This is a genomic window from Nostoc sp. PA-18-2419 (assembly GCF_005869855.1).
In the GTDB taxonomy this organism is placed as follows: domain Bacteria; phylum Cyanobacteriota; class Cyanobacteriia; order Cyanobacteriales; family Nostocaceae; genus Nostoc.
On sequence record NZ_SZNH01000014.1, the window covers coordinates 68,713 to 88,909 of the forward strand.

Genomic DNA, 20,197 nt, shown 5'->3' on the forward strand with positions numbered 1-20,197 from the left:
CTTCTTTTCCTCCCACACCTCCTTTTCTTCCCACACTTCCTGTTTGCCCCATACCCATTACTAATTAACCAAAATGTTGAATTATTGCTTCGGCAAATTCAGAACATTTTAATGGTTCAACTGGTGGTTCTAGCAACCGTGCTAAATCATAAGTGACTTGACTGTTGGCGATCGCATCTCCTAAACCTTTCTTGATTAGGTCTGCGGCTTCTTGCCAACCGAGATATTCCAGCATCATCACTCCAGACAAAATCACTGAACCCGGATTAATCTTATCTAACCCGGCGTGTTTGGGTGCTGTGCCGTGGGTAGCTTCAAATATGGCACTGCTATCGCCAATGTTGGCCCCTGGTCCCATTCCCAATCCACCAACGATTGCCGCAGCAGCATCAGATAAGTAATCACCGTTTAAGTTCATTGTCGCCAGAATCGAATACTCATCTGGTCTGGTTTGGATTTGTTGGAAAATACTGTCAGCAATCCGGTCATTCACCAAAACTTTCTCTTTCCATTTGCCATCACCGTGGGTTGCCCAAATTGAGTTAAGAACTGTTTCAACTTCCTTGACAATTTGCGCTTTTTTCTCTTCAGTGAGAGAGTCAAACCCCGGATCGATTTGCCGGGCATTTTCTTCTAAGGAAATATTGGGATTTTTTTCCTTGTTACTTAAAATCCAAGATTCCCGTTCAGTGACAGTTTCTTCGCGAAACTCGGTGGTTGCTAGTTCATAACCCCAATCGCGGAAAGCGCCTTCGGTGTATTTCATAATGTTGCCCTTATGCACCAAAGTGACTTGTTGCTTGTGTTTGGGCAATTGCAAGGCGTGTTTAATGGCGCGTCTAACTAAGCGCTGGGAACCGATTTTGCTGATGGGTTTAATACCGATGCCAGAATCGAGGGGAATTCGTTTTTTCCCGTGTTCTGAGGTGGCGGGAATAAGTTCCTCATTGAGAATTTTAATTAAGCGATCGCCGATTTCGCTACCTTGTCGCCACTCAATACCCAAATAAATATCTTCTGTATTCTCTCGATAAACAATTACATCCAGCTTTTCTGGATTTTTGTGAGGTGAGGGCGTACCTGCATAGTAGCGGCAAGGGCGCACGCAGGCATACAAGTCAAAAATTTGTCGGAGTGCCACATTTAAAGAACGAATCCCACCACCAACGGGGGTAGTTAAAGGCCCTTTAATAGCTACACCATATTCTTCAATTGCTGTGAGAGTGTCCTGAGGTAAATACTGATAAGTACCGTATAAATCACAAGCTTCATCTCCAGCGTAAACCTTAAACCAACTAATTTGACGCTGACCTTTGTATGCTTTGGCTACAGCAGCATCTAGCACCTTTTGGGTAGCAGGCCAGATATCTATACCCGTACCATCGCCCCGAATAAAAGGGATAATTGGATTGTCAGGTACAATCGGTTCACCATTTTTGAAGGTGATTTTTGATCCAGTTGTGGGGGGGGTAATCTTCTCGTACATACTTTAAACACTCCTAAGAAAGATAGGCCGTTGGAATTGGCGATTGGCGCACAGGGACAGAGGCATAGAAAAGAAAGACTTACTGCAACTTTCCCCAGTCTCTAGTCCCCAGTCTCTAGTCCCCAATCCCCAATCCCATGAAGCGCAGATGTTCCCCCTATTTTCCTTGTACATTAATTTGGCGATTAAGTGTGGGATTAGGTGAAGCGATCGCAATTTTGTACGATCAAAAATAGTAAACTACTTTTCGCTATCAGTGCTTCACTTTAAAGAATGCTTGATAGCTGACTGCTTTTTCACCCTTTTGCTAATACGAGTAATGGCATGACAGACCCAATGATTTTATCAGGCCCTGCTACTGACATCGACTCCCTCCGACAACCATTAATCGCTGGGTCTCTTCAAGTCCAACAACAAATCATCTCACAGTTAGCTCAATTGGGTAATGAGGGATTAGATGTGTTGATGGAATTTTTACACAAACGCCGTGACAACCCAGCAACTTGGGTTGATGGCAAAGCCTACCAAGTCCTCTACAAGTCTGATGCACCTCAAGCCAAAGAATTTCTGCTCTCGTGGTTTCCTGAGGGAATTGTACCTCTAAAATCAGAGTGCAGGATTAATTACAATCCTTTGCAACAGCTACTCGCCCTCCAAGATTTTCAAGCTGCTGATCGTATGACCATTGGAAAAATGTGTGAACTATCAGGGCCAACGGCTGTACAACGCAAATGGTTGTATTTTACTKAAGTAGAAAATTCCCCAGCTGTTGACTTACAAACTATTAACAATCTATGGTTAGTCCACTCTGAAGGCAAATTTGGCTTTTCAGTGCAACGAGAAATTTGGTTGAGTTTGGGCAAAAACTGGGAGAATTTCTGGCCGAAGATTGGCTGGAAACAAAGTAATAATTGGACTCGCTACCCCCATGAATTTACTTGGGATTTGAGCGCGCCTAGAGGTCACTTACCTCTGTCTAATCAACTGCGGGGAGTGCGGGTTTTTGCTTCTTTACTATCTCATCCTGCTTGGTCAAAGAATCCAGAATGATTTTGAGCCTACGTACAGATAAGATGACAATCAGTCCTAACAAGCAGGAATTCTACGTCATTATTGAACCAGATAAGATGGCTACTATGTTGGAAAAGTCCTTTACATAAGGGATTGACAAATAAAAAAATATCCTACTGTTCGCAGTCAACAGTCAGCAACTTCAAACGGAATAATTCATTTGTTTGAGTTCCCTAGACTGCTATTTTGTCTCTCCCTGACAGGGGTGTAGACATCCAAAAATATAATACATTTTGTTACAGAGCTAAATTAGACTAACTAATGGTGATAGAGTCTCCTTGCCAAACTCAAAAGGAGGCTTTATTTTGTGATTTTATTTGGCAACTCATGTTTTTACTCGTAAAATCGAAGACAAGGTAAAGGTCAGTAGAAAAGAGTCCCTAAATTAATGAATCCGTCAATAACTCAAGGTGCAAGAGCTATCACTCAATCCCAGATGATAGACCGAATAAACGATATCGCTTGGCAAGCTCATCAAGGTAGCGTTGCAGCGATTATTCAGCTTTTGAACGAAAAGCTGGCTAAATCAGGCGTTAGAACCAGAGCCATTTTTTCTGGTGGTGTCTTACAACTTTTATGTGAAGCGGCTAAGATTGAGCAACTCGAGCAATCTCCCCTAGTAGAACAAATCCACCAAATTCTGGAGTCGATTGCACCGCGTAATATCCGCCGAGTCAATATCAACAGTAGAATAGTTCGAGAACAGCAGTTACTTTGGTTAAAGGAAATATCTAGCGATCGCGAGAATCAATTGCTGTGGTCACAAGAAATTACATTAGTTCAACCTAATGTAATAAAGCAACTAATTAATGATTTATCACAAGCCCAAGCTGAACTAGGAAAACCAAGTTTTCCTAAAACTCCGGTTTCTCGTTCTTTAGTACTAGTTAACAAAGAAAAACACAAAAATAAACATCAAACAAAGATATTAGCAGTGGCTAGTCTCTGCTCATTGCTACTGCTTAGTTGGGTTGTATATGCCAAATTAGGTAATAAAATTCAAGACCTTATACAACTAGACACTTCTAAAGCTTTAAAAACAGAAAGTACTAAAGAAAGCAAAATCAAAACACCACTTATTACTCCTAACAATAGTCTTTCTAACTCATCTAATGACCCATTCGGAACAGCAGTGCGAATTGCTAACCAAGCTTCTGCATCTGGAAAAGTAGCCACAACTTCGACCCAGTGGTTAGAAATAGCTGCTAGATGGCAACAGGCTTCAGATTTAATGAGTACAGTGCAACCAAAGCACAGCCGTTATCAAGAAGCTAAGATTCGGACTCAACTATATAAAAAATATAGTGAAGCAGCACAAAAAGAAGCGTATAAGAGTAAAACTTAGGACGATTTTGTCTAAAATCCTAGCGTTGATAAATACTTTAGTTCAGAAAATAAGTAGAAATCAAGCAAATTATTGCCAAATTTAATTATTTATTTTATAGCAGTATTCTCAATATTAAATTTGGAATTATGACTCCTTTTCATTTTACTTCGCGCACTTCACCCAGGCGTGTAAAACGAATTTCAATGCGTCGCCGATTAGGTTCCGAGTGACGCTTTGGTTGGGGAACGGGAGCAAATTCGCCACTTGGTAATATTAATTGTGCTGCTGAATATGCACGAAATCTAATTCCTGGCATCTTATTTTGTTGTTGGATTTTTATTAATTCTTTTACGACTGCTAGAGAACGCATCAATCCTAAATCAGCGTTAGAACCAGGCTTAAGTGTACTAACTGAACCTTTTTGACTAGCTGCTACTTCTAAATTATTGTCTAAATTGCTATTGATAATGCCAATAGGTTGTTCATCAGTATGTCCGATAATTTCAACTGTATTAATATTGTAAGTCTTTGTGGTATTTTCGATATCAGGTACGAGTTTATTTCTGATATAATCCAGCATTGTTGGTGGAATTACTGCACTACCTGGATCGAATCGAGAATTCTCATCTTTAATAAGTAAAATTGGTGGCGTTCCTGGATTAGTTATTTGTGATATTGTATATTTGGTGCTAGCTAGTAACAATAATAGCAGTAATATCATGAAGGCATTAGACATTAGATCTGTAAAAGCAGGCCAAATATTTAAGTCTTCATTGTAGTCACTATGCCGCGATCGACGAACCATAATTTAATATTTTTATTTTAAATTTATTTTTATCAGTCATTAAATATAATCCGTATTTAAAATTTTTCTACTTGTTTTTCCATTCTCTGTCTCAGTTTGGAAATTTCATCTTTAATATAATTAACATCTTTATTAAATTGTTGAACATTACTAATTAACATTTCTATCCCTTGTTTATTTATTTCAGTTTGCTGAATAATTCCTTTAATAATCATAGCGCTAACATTTTTATATTCGCTATTAAAATTTTCGTTATTATTTTGAATAATGTCGAGAAAATCTGATTTAGACATATCAAACTTCACATTGAACTGATTAGCAAATTCCTCAAAACTGGTGATGAAAGTTTGAACTTGTTGGTTGTTAGAACCGATTCGCTGTGATAAATTTAAAATTAGGCGATCGCCTAAAGCTTCAATTGCCAAATTAGTTTGTTCTGGATAGTTTTTTACGAGTTCTAGCAACTGTGCAAAAGTCTCAGCTTTATTAGTAATTCCTTGTTCTAATTTCTCAAGTTTGTTAATTGCTCTGGAAAAACTATTAGCTCCCTGTTTGAGTTGAGGAATAATCTCACCAAGGGAGTTTTGATTATTTTTATGTAACTCTAAAACTTGATTTGAAGTTTGATTACTATTTTTAATATCTACAGCTAAAGTCGTTAATTCTTGACTACAACGCTGAACTTCTAATATTGCCGATTCAATAAATTTAGTTGTCTTGCCTAAACTTATAGCAGATTGTGAAAATCTTTCTTGCATCGTAGTCAAATCGGCTGTTGCTGCCGATAATTTTTGCGGAAATTGACTTTGAGCAAAAATTTCAGCAGACTGTTTAAATACATCAGATTTTTTATTCAATTCAGTGATAGCACGTTCAAATTCATCAGCAGCGCCAGATATAGTACCAGCAGCTTCATAAAATTTCTCATAAACTTGCTTAGCTAACTGAGTAGCTTCTTCATTTCCTTTAGCAATTTGTTTTGCTACACTTCCTATTGATTTCTCAACTGCATCTCGTACTGTATCACCAAATCGAGTTAAAAACTCATGCTGTTGGGATACCATTCTATTAACAATTTTATCGAGGCGAGTATCACCCTGTACTTGAGGATGATAAATGTTATCTAGATAATCTTCAAGAGAACTAATAAGTCTGTATTTTGCAAAACTAGTATTTTTTAACCAATTAAATAATGTTAATGTAGTACTAAAAAAAAGTCCCGTTAAGCTTGTAGTAAAAGCAATACTCATGCCTTCCAATGGTTTTTTTAATTCAGCAATTAAACTATTAACATTGGCACTATTAGTTTGATTGATTGTTTGACTGAGTGCTGATAAATTAATTGTAATACCTAAAAAAGTACCAAGTAAGCCAAAGGCTAGAAGTAAATTGGGTAGAATCCGACAAAAGTAATCTATTTGTTCGCAGGTAAATCCCCAAACTTTTTCTTGGCTATAAACTTGGTCTATTAATGCGGCTGTATTAACCTGGTCTAAGTTGCTACTAGCTTCTTTAAATCTTTGTTCTAATTTTTCTACTATTTTTGGTTGTTGTCCAGGTGAGACTCTATCAATTAATCTTCTTACCTTTTCTTCCAAAGTTATAAGATGTTGATAAAGAGCTAAACGATAAAAAATAGTAGCTATAGATGGTGCAACTACGAATAAAAGAGTAATAAAAATTAAGAAAGGAGGTATTGGTGGCATGAAAGTAATTTTTTAATGTATCAAAATATATATAAAATAGGTTGATAAATACCAACCTAAAAAATAAACTATAAAGGGTATTGAGTAAAAATTTTTTGTTTTTCGCGCTCAAATTCTTCTTTATTCATATATCCATTATCTAAGTCTTGTTTTAATTCCTCCAATGCTAAACGTCGTTTTGTTCGATTATTATTAGAATCTACTGGAGAATCAATTATGATTTCGCCAGTAATTGCTGGTTGATTTAGTGTATTATTGCTTGGTGCGAAGCTGCTATTTTGAAAAGTTTTAAATTGTTCATTCATCTTTCTACGGAAGCGATTAATAATTCCCTCTTTAGCTGTGGGATCGATACTTGGAGAAGTTCCAATTAATGCTGGTTTATAGGGAAAATTAGGATTATCTTCTGGTAATTCATCTACCTGTTGGACAAACTGTCTTAGTTTTGGTAGATATGTACTTTCCCAAACTTGAGGTTGTCTGGTAATCATAGCAATTTCATGATCTAAAAGCTGTCGTAAGGCTTCAGTCATATCTTGGTGGTTAGCAAGTTCCTCTAAAGCTTGATTCCACTCTAAACTTAAAGCAGCAGTATTATAACTATCGCGTAATTGGTCATAATATTGGAATTCTAACTGTTTACTCTCATGATTATTTTTTAATAATTCCAATGCTAGACAAGGATAAAAAATATCTTCCAATTCTTCCATCTTTTTAGCATCTGGTGGGATAATATCAGGAAAAGAAACGTTGTAGTCGTTATGTAGAAAAGAAGAAGTAGAATACTGTTCGCGTAGATAAGGGTTTCTCATTCTCTCTAAACCACTAATTAGTCTGAGAGGAAACCCAGCATACTCATTAACGATTAAAATTTCATCTTCAGCTTGCGTTGCTTTTAATACACTGGGTTCGACTCCGATATCTTGTGTAAGTAAAGCTTTAAACTGTCGTACTTCTGAATCATCTGTATCTTTAAAACCGACTAATTTACTACTTTTAGCAGGGTCTTCACGAAAATAGGGGTCGGTTAAATGCAAACGCAAGAGGGGTTCAGCTTCTTGCATCACTTGTGCTAAACGAGTTGAACGCACTGCTAAAGAGTAGTTTTGCATAAAGCGTTTAATTACAGAATTGACAATATTAATACTTCGAGAAGCAAATAATTTATCAACTTTGAGAGCAATTTCTTTTTGCAACTGGTTTAAACTTGTGCGTTCTTTGTCTATAAAACTTACTAGAGATTGTCCTCTACCAGTTTGTTCTGTAATTGTGGAACTAACTAACACAAACTGCCGACGTAAATCATCTACAGGTAAGATAGTTTGATAACAGCTATCAATATCCTCACTATCAAATATTGCTTCACCGCTCATTTCATCAAAATTCAATTGTCTCAAGTCTCTATCTTGCTTTTCGTAGAAACTTTGTAAATCTTCTAACAAGCTATTAAATGCAGCAACTTGAGTTGTTCTTTCTTGAACACGTTTTTGCAGGTGATTAACAATTTTTAGTGCCTCTTGAACAACTGTGACATCAAAGTTATGCTGAATAATTTTGCACGCTTCTTGTACTGATTTTTTGGCTTCATCTTGGAACTGGCTATTTTTAGTATTCAATAGAGGAATACCTGGTTTTTGTTCAATCTCCTCGATTATTTGTTCAGTATCTCGCCATTTTCTTTCTAAATCTTCTAAAATTTTCATTCCTCCATTATCAGTGATTTTTTCTTGTAGATTTAGTTGATAATTATGCAATTCATGTTGCAAAGCATCTAGCCAGTCACGACTACTTTTAATAGAGAAATTAGAATCTGTTGGTGTGAGTAACTGACCAAGATAATCATCAATATCAGTTTTTAGTTCTTTAGTAATATTTGGAGAAATTTGTAGTAGTCTTGTCAGCCAAATTCCCCTAGTACTTTCAGTTTCGCCAGGCTGAACTTTGCGAAATTGTTCTCTAAATTCTCTTGGCAATTGTCCACGAATATCATTGCGGTTCTCACGCTTTTGACATTCGGAAATTTGCCGTTCTAATTTATTTCTCCAAGCGCTGATAGTATTACGGAAACTCTTATTATTTTCTTGAACTGATTCTGCAAGTTTAGTAGTAAAGTTATCTTTATTTTCTGGGTCGTTGTGCCAATGATGTTGAATAAGAAATTGTTCAATTAGTTTTAGGGGATCTGGACTTTGACCTTTGCCGTTTAACCAAAATTTAATCAGTTCCAAACTAATACGGTTTAAAGCAATTTGTACAATAGTATCGCGGGGAAAATAAATAGCCGCTAATCCAAATGTTAAATAACGTTGACTATTAGGACGCGGGTGTTTATCCCACTGAATCATGTGTTGAAGAAAATTGTCTCTACTACCTTTAATTGCTGGTGCTAATTCACTAGAAAAATCGAGAGCAATTTTATGAGCAATGACATTACATAGCTTTCCTTGGACGAGAATTGAATATTCCCCTCCGGTTTGACTAGATACTAAATAGGTGTAGTCAAATGGTGGACGCTGCTCTTGAATAAAAGTTAAATTTGCAATATCATAAAAAGCTTCAAATTTTGTACCTGGTGTACTGTAATAATTTAATTCTTTGAGAGCAGCATAAGTATTGGCGCTCATACTAGGAGCATTGCCATATAATTCTGGGCTAATAATTAAATAGCTAAAAATTTTCGCACTTTGGTTGCCATAAAGATGCCTGAGACTATAAGCAATATCCAAAAACATGCCGCTACCAGTACCGCCACAAAGAGAACCGACAACAAAAATGCTCAGTCCAGGTTCGACTCTTAAACCCGTTTTTAGTAATGAAGAATCATGTCCTCTAGTCCGTCTTTCTGCGCTTTCAATTGCTGTTTTAATCTTTTGGTAATTGTGGAAAAAAGCTAGTCTACCTACAGGTCGAATACCTTTTGCACCTTCTTCAACTGCTTTAATATTTCGCAATAATTGTGGGGGAAACCATCTACCAATATGGTCATATGGTCCATGACGAGTATATTCTGAACGTCGCTCCAATCCTTGGATAAACATACTAACTTCGTTGGAGGACATTGTAGCACTGACTTTTTCTGCTTCTTTGAAGCTGAGGTCTACGCCGTGATAAGTACTTCCTGTACGAATACCAGTTACTTGGGTCGCGGCTTTATCTGTGTCAATGTGGATAAAACTTACAATTGGCAGGTTGCTTAAATCTCCATAGCGGTCAACTATTAATCGTCGAATTCTCATTAAAACATCGCGTCCAGTACCGCCTAAGCCGATACAAATTGTGCGGTTAATTCCCCGATATTGAAATTCATTTGTAGTTGCTTGACTCATAATATGCACTTAATAATTACTATTTTTTTAATTTAATAATGATTTCGTAGTCGCGCTTGCGATGTGGACAATTGAGACGGAATTTGGATTTATCAATGAGAGTACGTGAAGTAATTTCTCGCTCGTTGTAGTAAATCGATGCCAAATTAGTTGGTACCAAATACAGTTTCTCACCTTTGCGCTCCAAATAGGCTCTAACTTCTTCACCTGGACAGTCAATAGAATCTACACAAGTAGAATCGTATTCACCAATTGCAATTCTTTTATTGTTTGGCAAGCTGCATTTTTGGTCTTCTGGTTTGGCTGTGACTTCAAAATCAACTATTAATTCCCATTTTTTTTGTAGCCGATATACTTTTAATGCAGTTAAACATAAACCGATTAGTAATAAGATGGAAATTAATCCAGGCAACCATAACTTTTTAATTAAATAAGGTGTGACTAAACAAGTTTCTTGATTCCCTGGGGCTGGCGTACAAAATTCCTGAACTGTGGGAGCAATGTCTACTACTGTAAGTTTATATTCTTTATTATTCTGCGTTTTAATTGATAGCGATCGCTTGTTAATTGGCAAATCTTTAATCCAAGCTTGTCGCTGTTGACTTTCGGGAGAATCTACCTGGCGAAAATGACTACCAGCAGGCGTTTCTATCCAAATATTAGAGCTAATTCCTGGTTCCGTAAATAAGGGTGCATCACTAATCCAAACTACTGATTGTGGCTTAATATTTTGATTCGTTTGTAGGCGATTTTGATTAATCTGAGCAAGACCTTGATAAATAGTCAATTCGGCTTGCTGAATATCTGTACCATATAATTTCCGATCTGGTGAAGGTATTTTTGCTAAGATTTTGTCAATATTTTCTTGATTTTTACTACTAAAATATATGGCTGTGCCTAACGGATTCACATCCGATTTAACTTCATTTAAAACTATATCCTGAGCAAAAGGAACAACGTATACAGTATCTCCAGGTTTCAAACTATCTGTAATAATCTGACGTAAGCGGATGCGACCTTCATCATTCAATCCCACACTTTCTGTCAAATCAATGGCCAAGACAACATCTCGTCCGCCACCCAAAACGGCAACTAAATCTAAGCCGATTTTTTGTGTAGAAGTAACTGTTTGTCCAGGAGTAATTTTTGTTGTAGTCACAAATAATACAATTTAATTAAATAATGTATCAGACTTCTTGCATAGATACCTAGTAAATGTAATTTATAATTTCATCTCCACATGAAAATGGCAATGAGATAAACTCCATCCATATACTTATGGACTTGCAAATAATAGGCTTTGTCTTTTGCCTTACTCTGACAGACAGAGTTTAGTACATAGTGACTTTTGCTTGAAGTCTATTATCACATATTGTATACATTAGAACTGGTGACCGAAAATTTATAGTATTGTAAAAAATACTGTTAGGCACGCGGCAATAGTATCTTCTCGGATATCGGAACTGCACTTTCAACACGTATGCGTACCAATGCGATCGCTAATTCGAGACTTTGTAACTAAAAGTAAATTAACCTTCTTCAATTACTTTAGACACAGTAAGTTGAAAAACCAGAAAGTTTGCATGTGTTTTGGCTGATGAGGAGATGGGAGAAGAATTAAGTAGTTAAGCAACAATCCAACCAGGTGCAACTTTGATATTGAACAGCTTAAAAATAGAAATCCTCGGATTGGCATTAGAAAAATTAAACAAATGAACTCATTCATCATCTGAATTAGCCATTGAAAAACAAGTTGTCAATGCCGATTGTTAAATAATTGCGACGAAGGTTTAACTAAGCAATCATAAATTTATGATTGGAGCATTATGCCTAAATTATTCAGTCGATGATTCTAGCGACCAATTTGATTCGATTAAGAATGTTGACACAACAACAAGTCTTGAGTTAGCGAATCATCTTCAAGATTTTTGATTTATTCAGTCTATATAAGACACTCTCAACTATCTCCCACAAACGTTCGTCATAGCAGTCAGTGAAGGCAAAATCTACCCATCCTAACTGATTTGAAAATTGATTGAGGAGACTAATGAATAAACAATACAGCCGATTAAAGCGTAATGCTCAAAACTAAGGCGATCGCACTTTATTTGCTAAAATATAGCAATTCTAATTTTATTGGGGAAATTCTTGCTCAGACTTTGCCCAAGCTTTTAAAGTCTTTGGCTTCCCTCAAAATCTCAAATTTGAAGGGTTTATCATAATTGTGATTAATTTGACTAGTTTATAAAACTTCAACACTAGGATTAAGATTATAAAGGCTTATCACCTCTTTCCCATTCAGGTATGGCACCTTTAACCCTGCGGATGGGTAAATTAGCAATTAAAGCTGTAGTTCGTTGGTTGCTTTCTAAAGAGAACTCCAAGCCTTCTGTCTCAACTTCGACATAGCGACAGACGACATCTAGGATTTCTTGCCGCATTTTTTCCAACGTTTGAGGGTCAACATCAGCGCGATCGTGAGCAATCACCAATTGCAGGCGACGTTTCACTTGAGTTCGACTGCTATCAGCACCACGAGAAAAAAGTTTTTCTAGAAGTTCAATCATTACGAATAGGTCTGGGGCGGAGACTGGAAAATTAGGTTAAACAATCTTTGTCCACAACAACCTTCTAAGACGCGCGAAGATGCTGTCTTGGGACGAGTCGATATCAAGAAATTCGACACTTTCCCCTTCCAATCTACGAGCAATGTTCTCAAAGGCTGTGGCAGCTAAAGAGGGAGTTTCCCCTAATACCAAAGGTTCGCCGCGATTGGTAGATACAATAACACGCTCGTCGTCAGGGATTACCCCGATCAAGGGGATGGCGAGAAGTTCCTGAACATCTTGCACTGACATCATATCATTTGCCTGCACCATTGCGGGTCTGATACGGTTAATTATTAAATGAACACGCTTAATTCCTTGTGCTTCTAGTAACCCAACTACTCGGTCAGCATCACGAACTGAGGAAATTTCTGGTGTGCTGACAACTAGCGCTTCTTTGGCTGGGCCGATCGCATTTTTAAATCCATTTTCAATCCCCGCAGGGCTATCAATAATTACATATTGATACTTTTGCGCTAGTGCATTCACTAATAACTTCATCTGTTCTGGTGTGACTGCATCTTTGGAGCGATTTTGGGCTGCTGGCAAGAGTACAAGATTGGGTTGTCGCTTATCTTTGACTAAGGCTTGTTCTAAACGACACTCTCTGGCTAAGACTTCCACCGCAGTATAGACAATGCGGTTTTCCAGCCCTAGCAGCAAATCCAAATTTCTTAAACCAAAATCCGCATCAACCAAGGCAACTTGACGCCCTATTTTGGCTAAAGCCATGCCCAGATTTGCTGAAACTGTGGTTTTACCCACTCCTCCTTTACCGGAGGTAATCACAATAATGCGAGTCATGATAGAAATGCGGTCAATGAGGGTTCAGGAAATATAAAACAGTAAATTGCAGTATAAAGCTATGAAGTATCTTATCAAGTATGAAGAAATATCTGATTCTCTGTGACCAGAGTCAGGTATGAGTATTTTTTTATAGCGTTTTTTGGTTATCTACAATACACTTTGCTACGGCAAAGGTCTAGGGATTAGAGTAGTGTATTCTATCTACATGAAAATCGCTATACTTTATTCTGCATATCCTTCATCCTTTAAGTAAATATTCAGGGTTGCTGATTGTTCTTGCTCACTTGATTTCTAGAAAAATCAGTAGCCCTAGCGATGCGAATTCCTTGGGGCGTAATATGTGCCACCTCTGGATAAAACTGCATCGGTAATTTTTCTGGTGCCCTAGCTACAGCATCTGCGATCCGCAATTGGGTTGGTTCCATTTGCAAGGCCATAATCAGACACGAAACATTTCCTCCGGCCCCAGCATGAGCGATACCACGTAGACGACCCCAGATGATAATATCTCCATCTGCAACCACAATACCACCTGGATTCAAATCTCCCAAGAGAATTACTGTGCCAGGATGACGAATTTCTACTCCAGAGCGTACAGTCATTTCCAAATAAAGGGCATCTGCCTGGGGTATGGCAGTAGCTTTTGGCTCTGTATTCAGGGAAGTTACGGGTTGTAGTTGCTCTACTGAATAACCCGATGTGACAGCAGCGATCGCAGTTTGTCGGCGACTAGTCGAGACGGATATTAATCGCAGTTCAACTTCACTTAAAGCTTCGGCGAGTTCTTGGAGTTGTCTGGCATCTACTAGGCGGTCTTGTGCCATTAGATGCACGGGTGTATTCGATATGCGGAAGCGATCGCTAGCATTCAAACGCTGTCTGATTTGTTGCCAAATATTAGACCAACTGACTTCGGAGGCAGGTACTTGAGATTCTGAGGGTAAAATTAATAACAACTGTCCTCCCTGACTTTTCAGCTGAACTTGAATATTCTGATTTAGCCGATGTCCTGGTAATGGTGAGTCACTGCTATTTAAATCAGTCAGGATAGAATTTAGGGATGGCTCTACATCGGGTTCAGTAGGAATTGACTCTACATCAGGTTCAGCAGGAATTGACTCTACATCGACATTAGCATTTGATTTTAAATACAGCAGCACAGAATTTAACTCAGCATCCGGCAGGATAGAATCTGACTCTAGATCGGAAGTAGGATTGACCTCTACCTGAGCATGAATAGAGTTTGTTTCTGCATCAGGAAGTGCAGAATTTGACTTGAGATTGGTAAATGCGGAATCAGAAGTCATGCAATACTAGCCAAAAGACAAGGAACATTCTGAATAATTACTAATATTAGATCAGTTGCAAAATGTAACAACATGCTTATAAAACTTTGGATTTGATATTTTTGATTGTCTACTCCTAGTTGAAAGCAAGCTAGCAAGGGCGTCTGGTAGATAAAGTTCGATGAAATCAGCTTTTGGATGCTTTATCTGTCGCAATCATTCTTCTAATTACTATTAAACAAAAAAGCCTTAAGTAGTTCAAAATTATTGTGATCTTGACTCCGCACTTAAATCTGTTTTAGTCAACCGTTGATAAATTGTTCCCAAAGCATCAGCATCACCGACATTACCCGGAAACAGCACCACAGGCAAATCAGGAAACTGGGGATGGTCAGATGGCGTCAGTACCATTGAACAACCAGCTAAAATTTGACCGAGTAAGCGGGCTGAATTTAAAGCTAGTCCAGTACTCAAGACATCGTTTGAGGTAATGCCACCTTTACTAATTAAGAATCCGATATCAGATGGCAAACCGCCCACAATATCCATTAATAAGCCTGAAACTTTTGTCCCGAACTCCAATCTTGTCTTTACATCCTTAAAACTTAGTTCTTCACGACTGGTGTAAACCACTGGTGTTTTACCAGCTTCGTGTACCACCCGCGTACTTTCCTGAATTTCGCTTAAGAGTGCACCAGATTCATTAGTCTGCTCATCAAGTAATCGGGCTACATTAACTTCAATTCCTACAGTTCCCTCTATTTGCAATAGCGCCTCTAACTGCTGAGTAGTTTTTTTCACATGGGAACCAACAATCACCGCACCAGGTTTACCTTGACGCACATATTGTGCCATGTTTTCGGCGGCGATTGGTTGGGTAGGTAAAGCGGCTAAAGCCGTTAAAATACTCGCGGCACTGCGAAACAAAAAGCGTTTGCCTTGACTTGCTGCTGTTAATATGTCTTGTGCAAAGCGGTTAAGGTCGGCTTGAGTTTCAGCATCGACAACAGCACACTGATTATTAGTCAGTTTCAGCAAGCGTTCCAGACTACCAGCGCGAATATCAGCTAGAAGAAACCTTTCCACAGCTTCGGACTGAATTTCTCCTTGAGTCTTTTGTTGGACGTACTTGGGTAAGTAACTGTGATCGTAGCTGAAGACTGAATCACGAGCAAACTCGGTTTCATGGACTGGGGTAGATACACCATCGATTATCAAATAATGCACGCTTTCAAGGGTGATGCGTCCGCCCTCAAAAAATGCAGGTACGAGAAAATGAGCATCAAACGGGCCGAGTTCTTGAGCGATCGCATCTGTTTCAATGGGATAATGTCCCCGCAAAGTAGAATCAGAACGACTGACAATCAAAAAATCGTTAATTCCTTCAGCCTGCAAAGCAATTTTCAGATTTTGGCAAACTTCTGTGGTGACAGATGCAGCTGACTCTGGCGTTAGCGCCCTAGTATTAGTCAGCACAAAGAAAATTGGTGAATCATCTTGCAACCCACTGCGTAAAGTGTCCACATCCCAGTGCATTAGCAGCAAGCAACTGTGGACTGTTTGAGAACCTGTAGGATCGTCATCTAGGACAATTATTTTGGGTTTGTTGCTCATTTAAGTCAACCGGGCAATTGTTTTTTAGAAATTCATCAGCACAGGAAAACTCCACTTAGCCTTTGTGCAGTTTTCTGATTTCTGCTTGCACATCGATCGCAATCTGCAATGATTGATTTAAAAGTTGGGCGTATTCTCCTGCTTGACTACTTACTTGTAAGGCTTGGAGACGGGCTAAATTATTCACAAATAACTCTTGGTTATTCGCAAGCAAATTTTTATTATCTCGCAAAATTCGTTCCGTTTTCAGAGCGCGGACTAAATCTTCTCGAATCAGTTGCAGGGCGGCGGTGACTCGCTCTCGGTCATGGATACTGCTTTCTACGTTCCCTGATGCTGCTAACTGGTCATTGATATCTATGGCGCTAATCAGGTGATGATATTTATCAATTTCATCTAAAAGTATTGTCAGTCCTTCAGGAAAAGTCAACTGTCGCCAGAGGGTTCGCCCAACTAATATCGGAATTGGCACTAGAATTAGTAAAAGAATACCAAATTTTATCGAAGATCCAATTGTTGGCAGAATAATAAACGCATAAATAAAGCCAACAATGATTGGTGTTAGCGCTAAGGTCACCACCATTTCATTGAGCAAAAATCCTATTCGCTTGTTGCTATCTCGCAAAATAGAAGGTCGGAAAACGTCTTCTGGGTCGAACCCAGTCAAGCGTCTCAGTTCCCCCTTGCTAATTTCCAAACCTATTAAGTCCGGCTGCACGGCTGCATACTCCTATGGAAACCCAAGTTGCGTATTCATTTTAATCGGGTTTACCGTGATGATTGTGGTTATATTCAGGAAACCAGTTTTCATCTAAAATTTGTTCTAAAGAGCCAATGGGTATTAGAGGAAATATGTCAATAGTTAGTTGAGAGCGATCGCTTGCTTCTTTTCTCGCATCTTGATAACATTCATCAAATATTTCTAAAATGTCAGGTTTTAAGCTAGGATTATCTTTCAAAGCTTTTTTAATCTCTCTACGAAAAGTTCTAATTTCTCCTTTCCAATGTCCTTGATTACGTTCGCGTTCCTGATCCCAACACTTGAGTTTTAATAAATGTTCAAGAAGCTTAATTAATAAATTTTCAATTGTTCGCTTCTCCCTTCTACCCATAGTTTCTAATTCTTCTAACAAATTGTCTAAATCAACAGCAGAAAACTGTTTAGCGCGAAGTTGATTTATAGTTGTTCTCAACCACAGGTAATAATCTTGGTTATATAAAGTTTGAGATGTTGATTCTATTTGTTCCACCATAGATTTGTTAAGCTCCTATTATTTGTATTAGACACTGTGTGTTATGTATATCAATTGTGCTTCAGGTTTTGAATACTTCTTATGACACTATCATAATAAAGAAAGTTGAGTTGCTGGTTTATTGACAACATAAGCGACTGGTCTATTAATTTTTTTCACCTTACCTTCATTCACAGATCTTTTTAACCAATCCTGCATTTGAGATTGTCTAACATCTAAATAAAATGGGCTTCGTCAACAACAAATAAACCTATACGTTGAGATACTGGTAAAAGAATTTTTTCTCTAAATTCTTCATTACCTAGTCTTTCGGGAGAAATAAGCAGAATATCTACTTCTTTTGCTATTAACTGTCTTGCTACTAATTGCCATTCAACTGTATTAGTAGAATTAATTGTTTTAGCTTTTACCCCAATATGTTGGGCTGCTGCAATTTGGTTTCGCATCAAAGCTAGTAGTGGCGAAATTAAAAGAGTAAAACCAGCACCTCGATTTTGTAGCAAGCGAGTTGCTAAAAAATAAACTAGACTTTTTCCCCACCCTGTGCGTTGAACCACGAGTAAACGCGATCGCTCCTGGAGTAACTCTTCAATAGCTTCCCATTATCCGGGGCGAAAGTCAGCTGTGGAGTTATCGAGTGCTTGACGCAGATGCAATAATCCCTGGTTGTAGAGGTCAGTTGCCATATATACTAAGTATCTTGTTGTCATTTCTGTTGTCACATCAAAGACAATCAGTATTAGTTATATTCAGGACGCACACCACTTGTTTGTGAGCCTGCGCCAAATTTTCATGCTGCTAACGCTACATACATATCATCCCTCATGCTGAGGTTATGAATTTCAGTCACGCTGCAATACTATAAATATTCCTTAGGTTTAAACTAAAGCTTACTAAAAGAATGAGGTTTTAATTTCCAAAATTATTGAGAATATACGAGATATCATGCATTCAACTTCAAATTCTCAACCCTAGAAATCGATTATTACTGAGGGGACAAAATGGCTAAAACCAAAGCAACAGACATTCTCTCATTAATTGAAGCAGAGCATCGCCAAGTTGAGCAGCTTTTTGTGAAAGCTGAAAAAGCTAAGGGAAGCAAATTGTACGAATACTTCAGTCAAATCTATAAAATATTGAGTTTACATAGCAGAACTGAAGAATTAATCTTCTACCCAGCTTTAGAAGAATACGAAGAGACAGAACAATATGTAGAAGAAGCTGAAGAAGAACACGAAGAAATTTCATTCATTTTAGAAGAGATTAAGGTACTAAGACCTAATAACCCTGAATTTTCTGAAAAAATGAATGAATTAAAGGAAGTAGCTCAGTATCATTTAGAACAAGAAGAAGGTGAAATTTTTACTGCTGTCCGTGAATGTATGGATGAGCAAGAGCTAACTGAACTTGGTGAAGAATATCAAAAAGCTAAAGCTGAATTAAAACCAGAGGTTGAAGCTGCATTATCTTTTTAAGACAGCTACATTAAATAGCTCCAACATATCACAATTTTAAGCAAAAACTTCCTATTTTTGGAGCTTTAAACCTAACACATAACACCTTTTACGTTAACTTTAATTTCCAAGTTTTTGCGTGACTAACTAGTTCAAAATTGCATGTAAATAGTGCATTTAAAATACCAAGAGTTGACTAAGAGGTTATGAGCATGACTACTACAAATGGTAAGCAAAAAATTCGTTACGCCGTTGTTGGTTTAGGTTGGTTTGCCCAGGAAGCTGCATTACCTTCTTTTGCTGATAGTGAAAATTCAGAATTAGTTGCACTGGTTTCTGATGACCCCACTAAAAGAGAAGAATTGAGCAAAAAGTACGGTTTAAAGCGGACTTATTCGTATGATGAGTATGAAGAGTGTCTGACAAGTGGTGAGATTGACGCAGTTTATATTGCGTTACCCAATCACTTACATTGTGAATACACGGTACGGGCTGCTAATCAGGCAATTCACGTGTTATGTGAAAAGCCAATGGCAATCACAGAACAAGAGTGTGAGGCAATGATTAAAGCAGCTAATGATAACAATGTAAAACTGATGATTGCCTACCGCTTACATTTAGAAGAAGCAAATTTACAAGCAGTAGAAATTGTCCGCTTAAAGCAAATTGGTGAATCACGTATTTTCAACTCAGTTTTTACTCAGCAAGTAGAAGAGGGCAATATTCGTTTACGAGATGTAACTGGTGGTGGAACGCTTGATGATGTTGGCATTTACTGTATTAATGCCGCACGTTATTTATTTCAAGATGAACCAATCGAAGTATTTGCTGTGGCTGCTAATAAGGGAGAACAACGCTTCAGCGAAGTCGAAGAAATGACCAGTGTCATCTTGCGCTTTCCCAATGAGCGATTGGCAACCTTTACCTGTAGCTTTGGAGCAGCAAGTGTTTCAACTTATCAAATTATCGGTACTAAGGGAGATTTGCGGGTAGATCCTGCCTATGCTTGGGAAGGAGAACTCAAGCATTATCTGACCATCAATGGTGAAACCCAAGAACGTACTTTTGAGCCTCACGATCAACTAGCAGCTGAATTTACTTACTTTTCCAAGTGTATTCTTGAAGATAAAGACCCAGAACCATCTGGAATTGAAGGATTAATCGATGTTACTATTATTCGAGCGCTTGACGAGTCAATTAAGATTGGTCAACCTGTAAAGATAGAAACTCGCGATCGCCATCAACGTCCCACTTCAGCTCAAACTATTAACCGTCCTCCTATTGAGGATAATCCAGACTTAATTCACGCTACTGCACCTGAAGGTTAATCTTGAAGCATCCATTGTGGGATTTTATCTCACCTGTCAATAACTTAAGACCCGACAATCCCAAAAAGATTTTCGGGTCTAGTGCTTGTTTTAAGATACAAGGTTGGGTTGAAAAACGAAATCTAATA

The 20,197-nt window shown here is 38.0% G+C and carries 16 protein-coding genes; 4 read left to right on the forward strand and 12 right to left on the reverse strand.

Translation table 11 applies throughout. The annotated features are described in order from the left end of the window. Positions 1-64: 64 nt before the first annotated feature. Entirely contained in the window at positions 65-1,486 is a 1,422-nt protein-coding gene (locus tag FCR06_RS16210; protein WP_138501426.1) for an NADP-dependent isocitrate dehydrogenase, read from the reverse strand. Between the two features lie 324 nt (positions 1,487-1,810). Here FCR06_RS16210 and FCR06_RS16215 point away from each other — a divergent pair, with 324 nt between their 5' ends. Together FCR06_RS16215 and FCR06_RS16220 are read left to right on the forward strand one after the other, a co-directional pair. Further along, on the forward strand, positions 1,811-2,536 hold the full coding sequence (locus FCR06_RS16215) for a GUN4 domain-containing protein (RefSeq protein ID WP_138501428.1): 726 nt from the start codon (positions 1,811-1,813) through the stop codon (positions 2,534-2,536). Between the two features lie 409 nt (positions 2,537-2,945). Next, positions 2,946-3,902 (forward strand): hypothetical protein, encoded by a 957-nt coding sequence (locus FCR06_RS16220; protein WP_138501430.1) that lies wholly within the window; start codon positions 2,946-2,948, stop codon positions 3,900-3,902. Between the two features lie 139 nt (positions 3,903-4,041). Here the strand turns inward: FCR06_RS16220 and FCR06_RS16225 are convergent, their stop codons facing one another. From FCR06_RS16225 to FCR06_RS16280, 11 genes are all read right to left on the reverse strand, one after another. Next, positions 4,042-4,689 carry a flagellar motor protein gene (locus FCR06_RS16225; RefSeq protein ID WP_138501432.1) on the reverse strand — a complete coding sequence of 216 codons (648 nt, stop codon included), beginning with the start codon at positions 4,687-4,689 and terminating at the stop codon, positions 4,042-4,044. 56 nt (positions 4,690-4,745) lie between these two features. Then, complete coding sequence (locus tag FCR06_RS16230; protein ID WP_138501434.1) at positions 4,746-6,395, reverse strand: hypothetical protein; 1,650 nt, start codon at positions 6,393-6,395, stop codon at positions 4,746-4,748. A gap of 68 nt (positions 6,396-6,463) precedes the next feature. Next, positions 6,464-9,721: a tubulin-like doman-containing protein gene (locus tag FCR06_RS16235; protein WP_138501436.1), complete on the reverse strand. Its 3,258-nt coding sequence runs from the start codon at positions 9,719-9,721 to the stop codon at positions 6,464-6,466. A gap of 19 nt (positions 9,722-9,740) precedes the next feature. Further along, complete coding sequence (locus FCR06_RS16240; protein ID WP_138501438.1) at positions 9,741-10,880, reverse strand: VWA domain-containing protein; 1,140 nt, start codon at positions 10,878-10,880, stop codon at positions 9,741-9,743. Positions 10,881-11,991: 1,111 nt separating this feature from the next. Continuing rightward, positions 11,992-12,288 (reverse strand): cell division topological specificity factor MinE, encoded by a 297-nt coding sequence (gene minE, locus FCR06_RS16245; protein WP_138501440.1) that lies wholly within the window; start codon positions 12,286-12,288, stop codon positions 11,992-11,994. A 36-nt stretch (positions 12,289-12,324) separates the two neighbouring features. Then, entirely contained in the window at positions 12,325-13,131 is an 807-nt protein-coding gene (gene minD, locus FCR06_RS16250) for a septum site-determining protein MinD (protein ID WP_138501442.1), read from the reverse strand. A gap of 260 nt (positions 13,132-13,391) precedes the next feature. Then, the gene (gene minC / locus FCR06_RS16255) at positions 13,392-14,441 is read right to left on the reverse strand and encodes a septum site-determining protein MinC (RefSeq protein ID WP_138501444.1); all 1,050 of its coding nucleotides are present in this window, start codon (positions 14,439-14,441) and stop codon (positions 13,392-13,394) included. 243 nt (positions 14,442-14,684) lie between these two features. Then, positions 14,685-16,034, reverse strand: a complete 1,350-nt coding sequence (locus FCR06_RS16260; protein WP_138501446.1) for a four-carbon acid sugar kinase family protein — start codon at positions 16,032-16,034, stop codon at positions 14,685-14,687. Between the two features lie 55 nt (positions 16,035-16,089). Beyond that, entirely contained in the window at positions 16,090-16,752 is a 663-nt protein-coding gene (locus FCR06_RS16265; RefSeq protein WP_138501448.1) for a hypothetical protein, read from the reverse strand. Positions 16,753-16,792: 40 nt separating this feature from the next. Then, positions 16,793-17,287, reverse strand: a complete 495-nt coding sequence (locus FCR06_RS16270) for a DUF29 domain-containing protein (protein WP_138501450.1) — start codon at positions 17,285-17,287, stop codon at positions 16,793-16,795. Between the two features lie 215 nt (positions 17,288-17,502). Continuing rightward, positions 17,503-17,880 (reverse strand): DEAD/DEAH box helicase, encoded by a 378-nt coding sequence (locus tag FCR06_RS16280; protein ID WP_223280167.1) that lies wholly within the window; start codon positions 17,878-17,880, stop codon positions 17,503-17,505. A 408-nt stretch (positions 17,881-18,288) separates the two neighbouring features. Between FCR06_RS16280 and FCR06_RS16285 the strand changes: the two genes are divergently transcribed. Next, entirely contained in the window at positions 18,289-18,762 is a 474-nt protein-coding gene (locus FCR06_RS16285; protein WP_138501452.1) for a hemerythrin domain-containing protein, read from the forward strand. A gap of 191 nt (positions 18,763-18,953) precedes the next feature. After that, positions 18,954-20,069, forward strand: coding sequence for a Gfo/Idh/MocA family protein (locus tag FCR06_RS16290; protein ID WP_138501454.1), 1,116 nt, complete (start codon positions 18,954-18,956; stop codon positions 20,067-20,069). The last annotated feature ends 128 nt before the right edge of the window (positions 20,070-20,197 follow it).

Coding starts and splice junctions, on each gene's coding strand:
- FCR06_RS16270 (WP_138501450.1), bottom strand. CDS start 17,287: ATGGTGGAACAAATAGAATCAACATCTCAAACTTTATATAACCAAGAT.
- minC (WP_138501444.1), bottom strand. CDS start 14,441: ATGACTTCTGATTCCGCATTTACCAATCTCAAGTCAAATTCTGCACTT.
- FCR06_RS16290 (WP_138501454.1), top strand. CDS start 18,954: ATGACTACTACAAATGGTAAGCAAAAAATTCGTTACGCCGTTGTTGGT.
- FCR06_RS16285 (WP_138501452.1), top strand. CDS start 18,289: ATGGCTAAAACCAAAGCAACAGACATTCTCTCATTAATTGAAGCAGAG.
- FCR06_RS16235 (WP_138501436.1), bottom strand. CDS start 9,721: ATGAGTCAAGCAACTACAAATGAATTTCAATATCGGGGAATTAACCGC.
- minD (WP_138501442.1), bottom strand. CDS start 13,131: ATGACTCGCATTATTGTGATTACCTCCGGTAAAGGAGGAGTGGGTAAA.
- FCR06_RS16225 (WP_138501432.1), bottom strand. CDS start 4,689: ATGGTTCGTCGATCGCGGCATAGTGACTACAATGAAGACTTAAATATT.
- FCR06_RS16260 (WP_138501446.1), bottom strand. CDS start 16,034: ATGAGCAACAAACCCAAAATAATTGTCCTAGATGACGATCCTACAGGT.
- FCR06_RS16230 (WP_138501434.1), bottom strand. CDS start 6,395: ATGCCACCAATACCTCCTTTCTTAATTTTTATTACTCTTTTATTCGTA.
- FCR06_RS16220 (WP_138501430.1), top strand. CDS start 2,946: ATGAATCCGTCAATAACTCAAGGTGCAAGAGCTATCACTCAATCCCAG.
- FCR06_RS16210 (WP_138501426.1), bottom strand. CDS start 1,486: ATGTACGAGAAGATTACCCCCCCCACAACTGGATCAAAAATCACCTTC.
- minE (WP_138501440.1), bottom strand. CDS start 12,288: ATGATTGAACTTCTAGAAAAACTTTTTTCTCGTGGTGCTGATAGCAGT.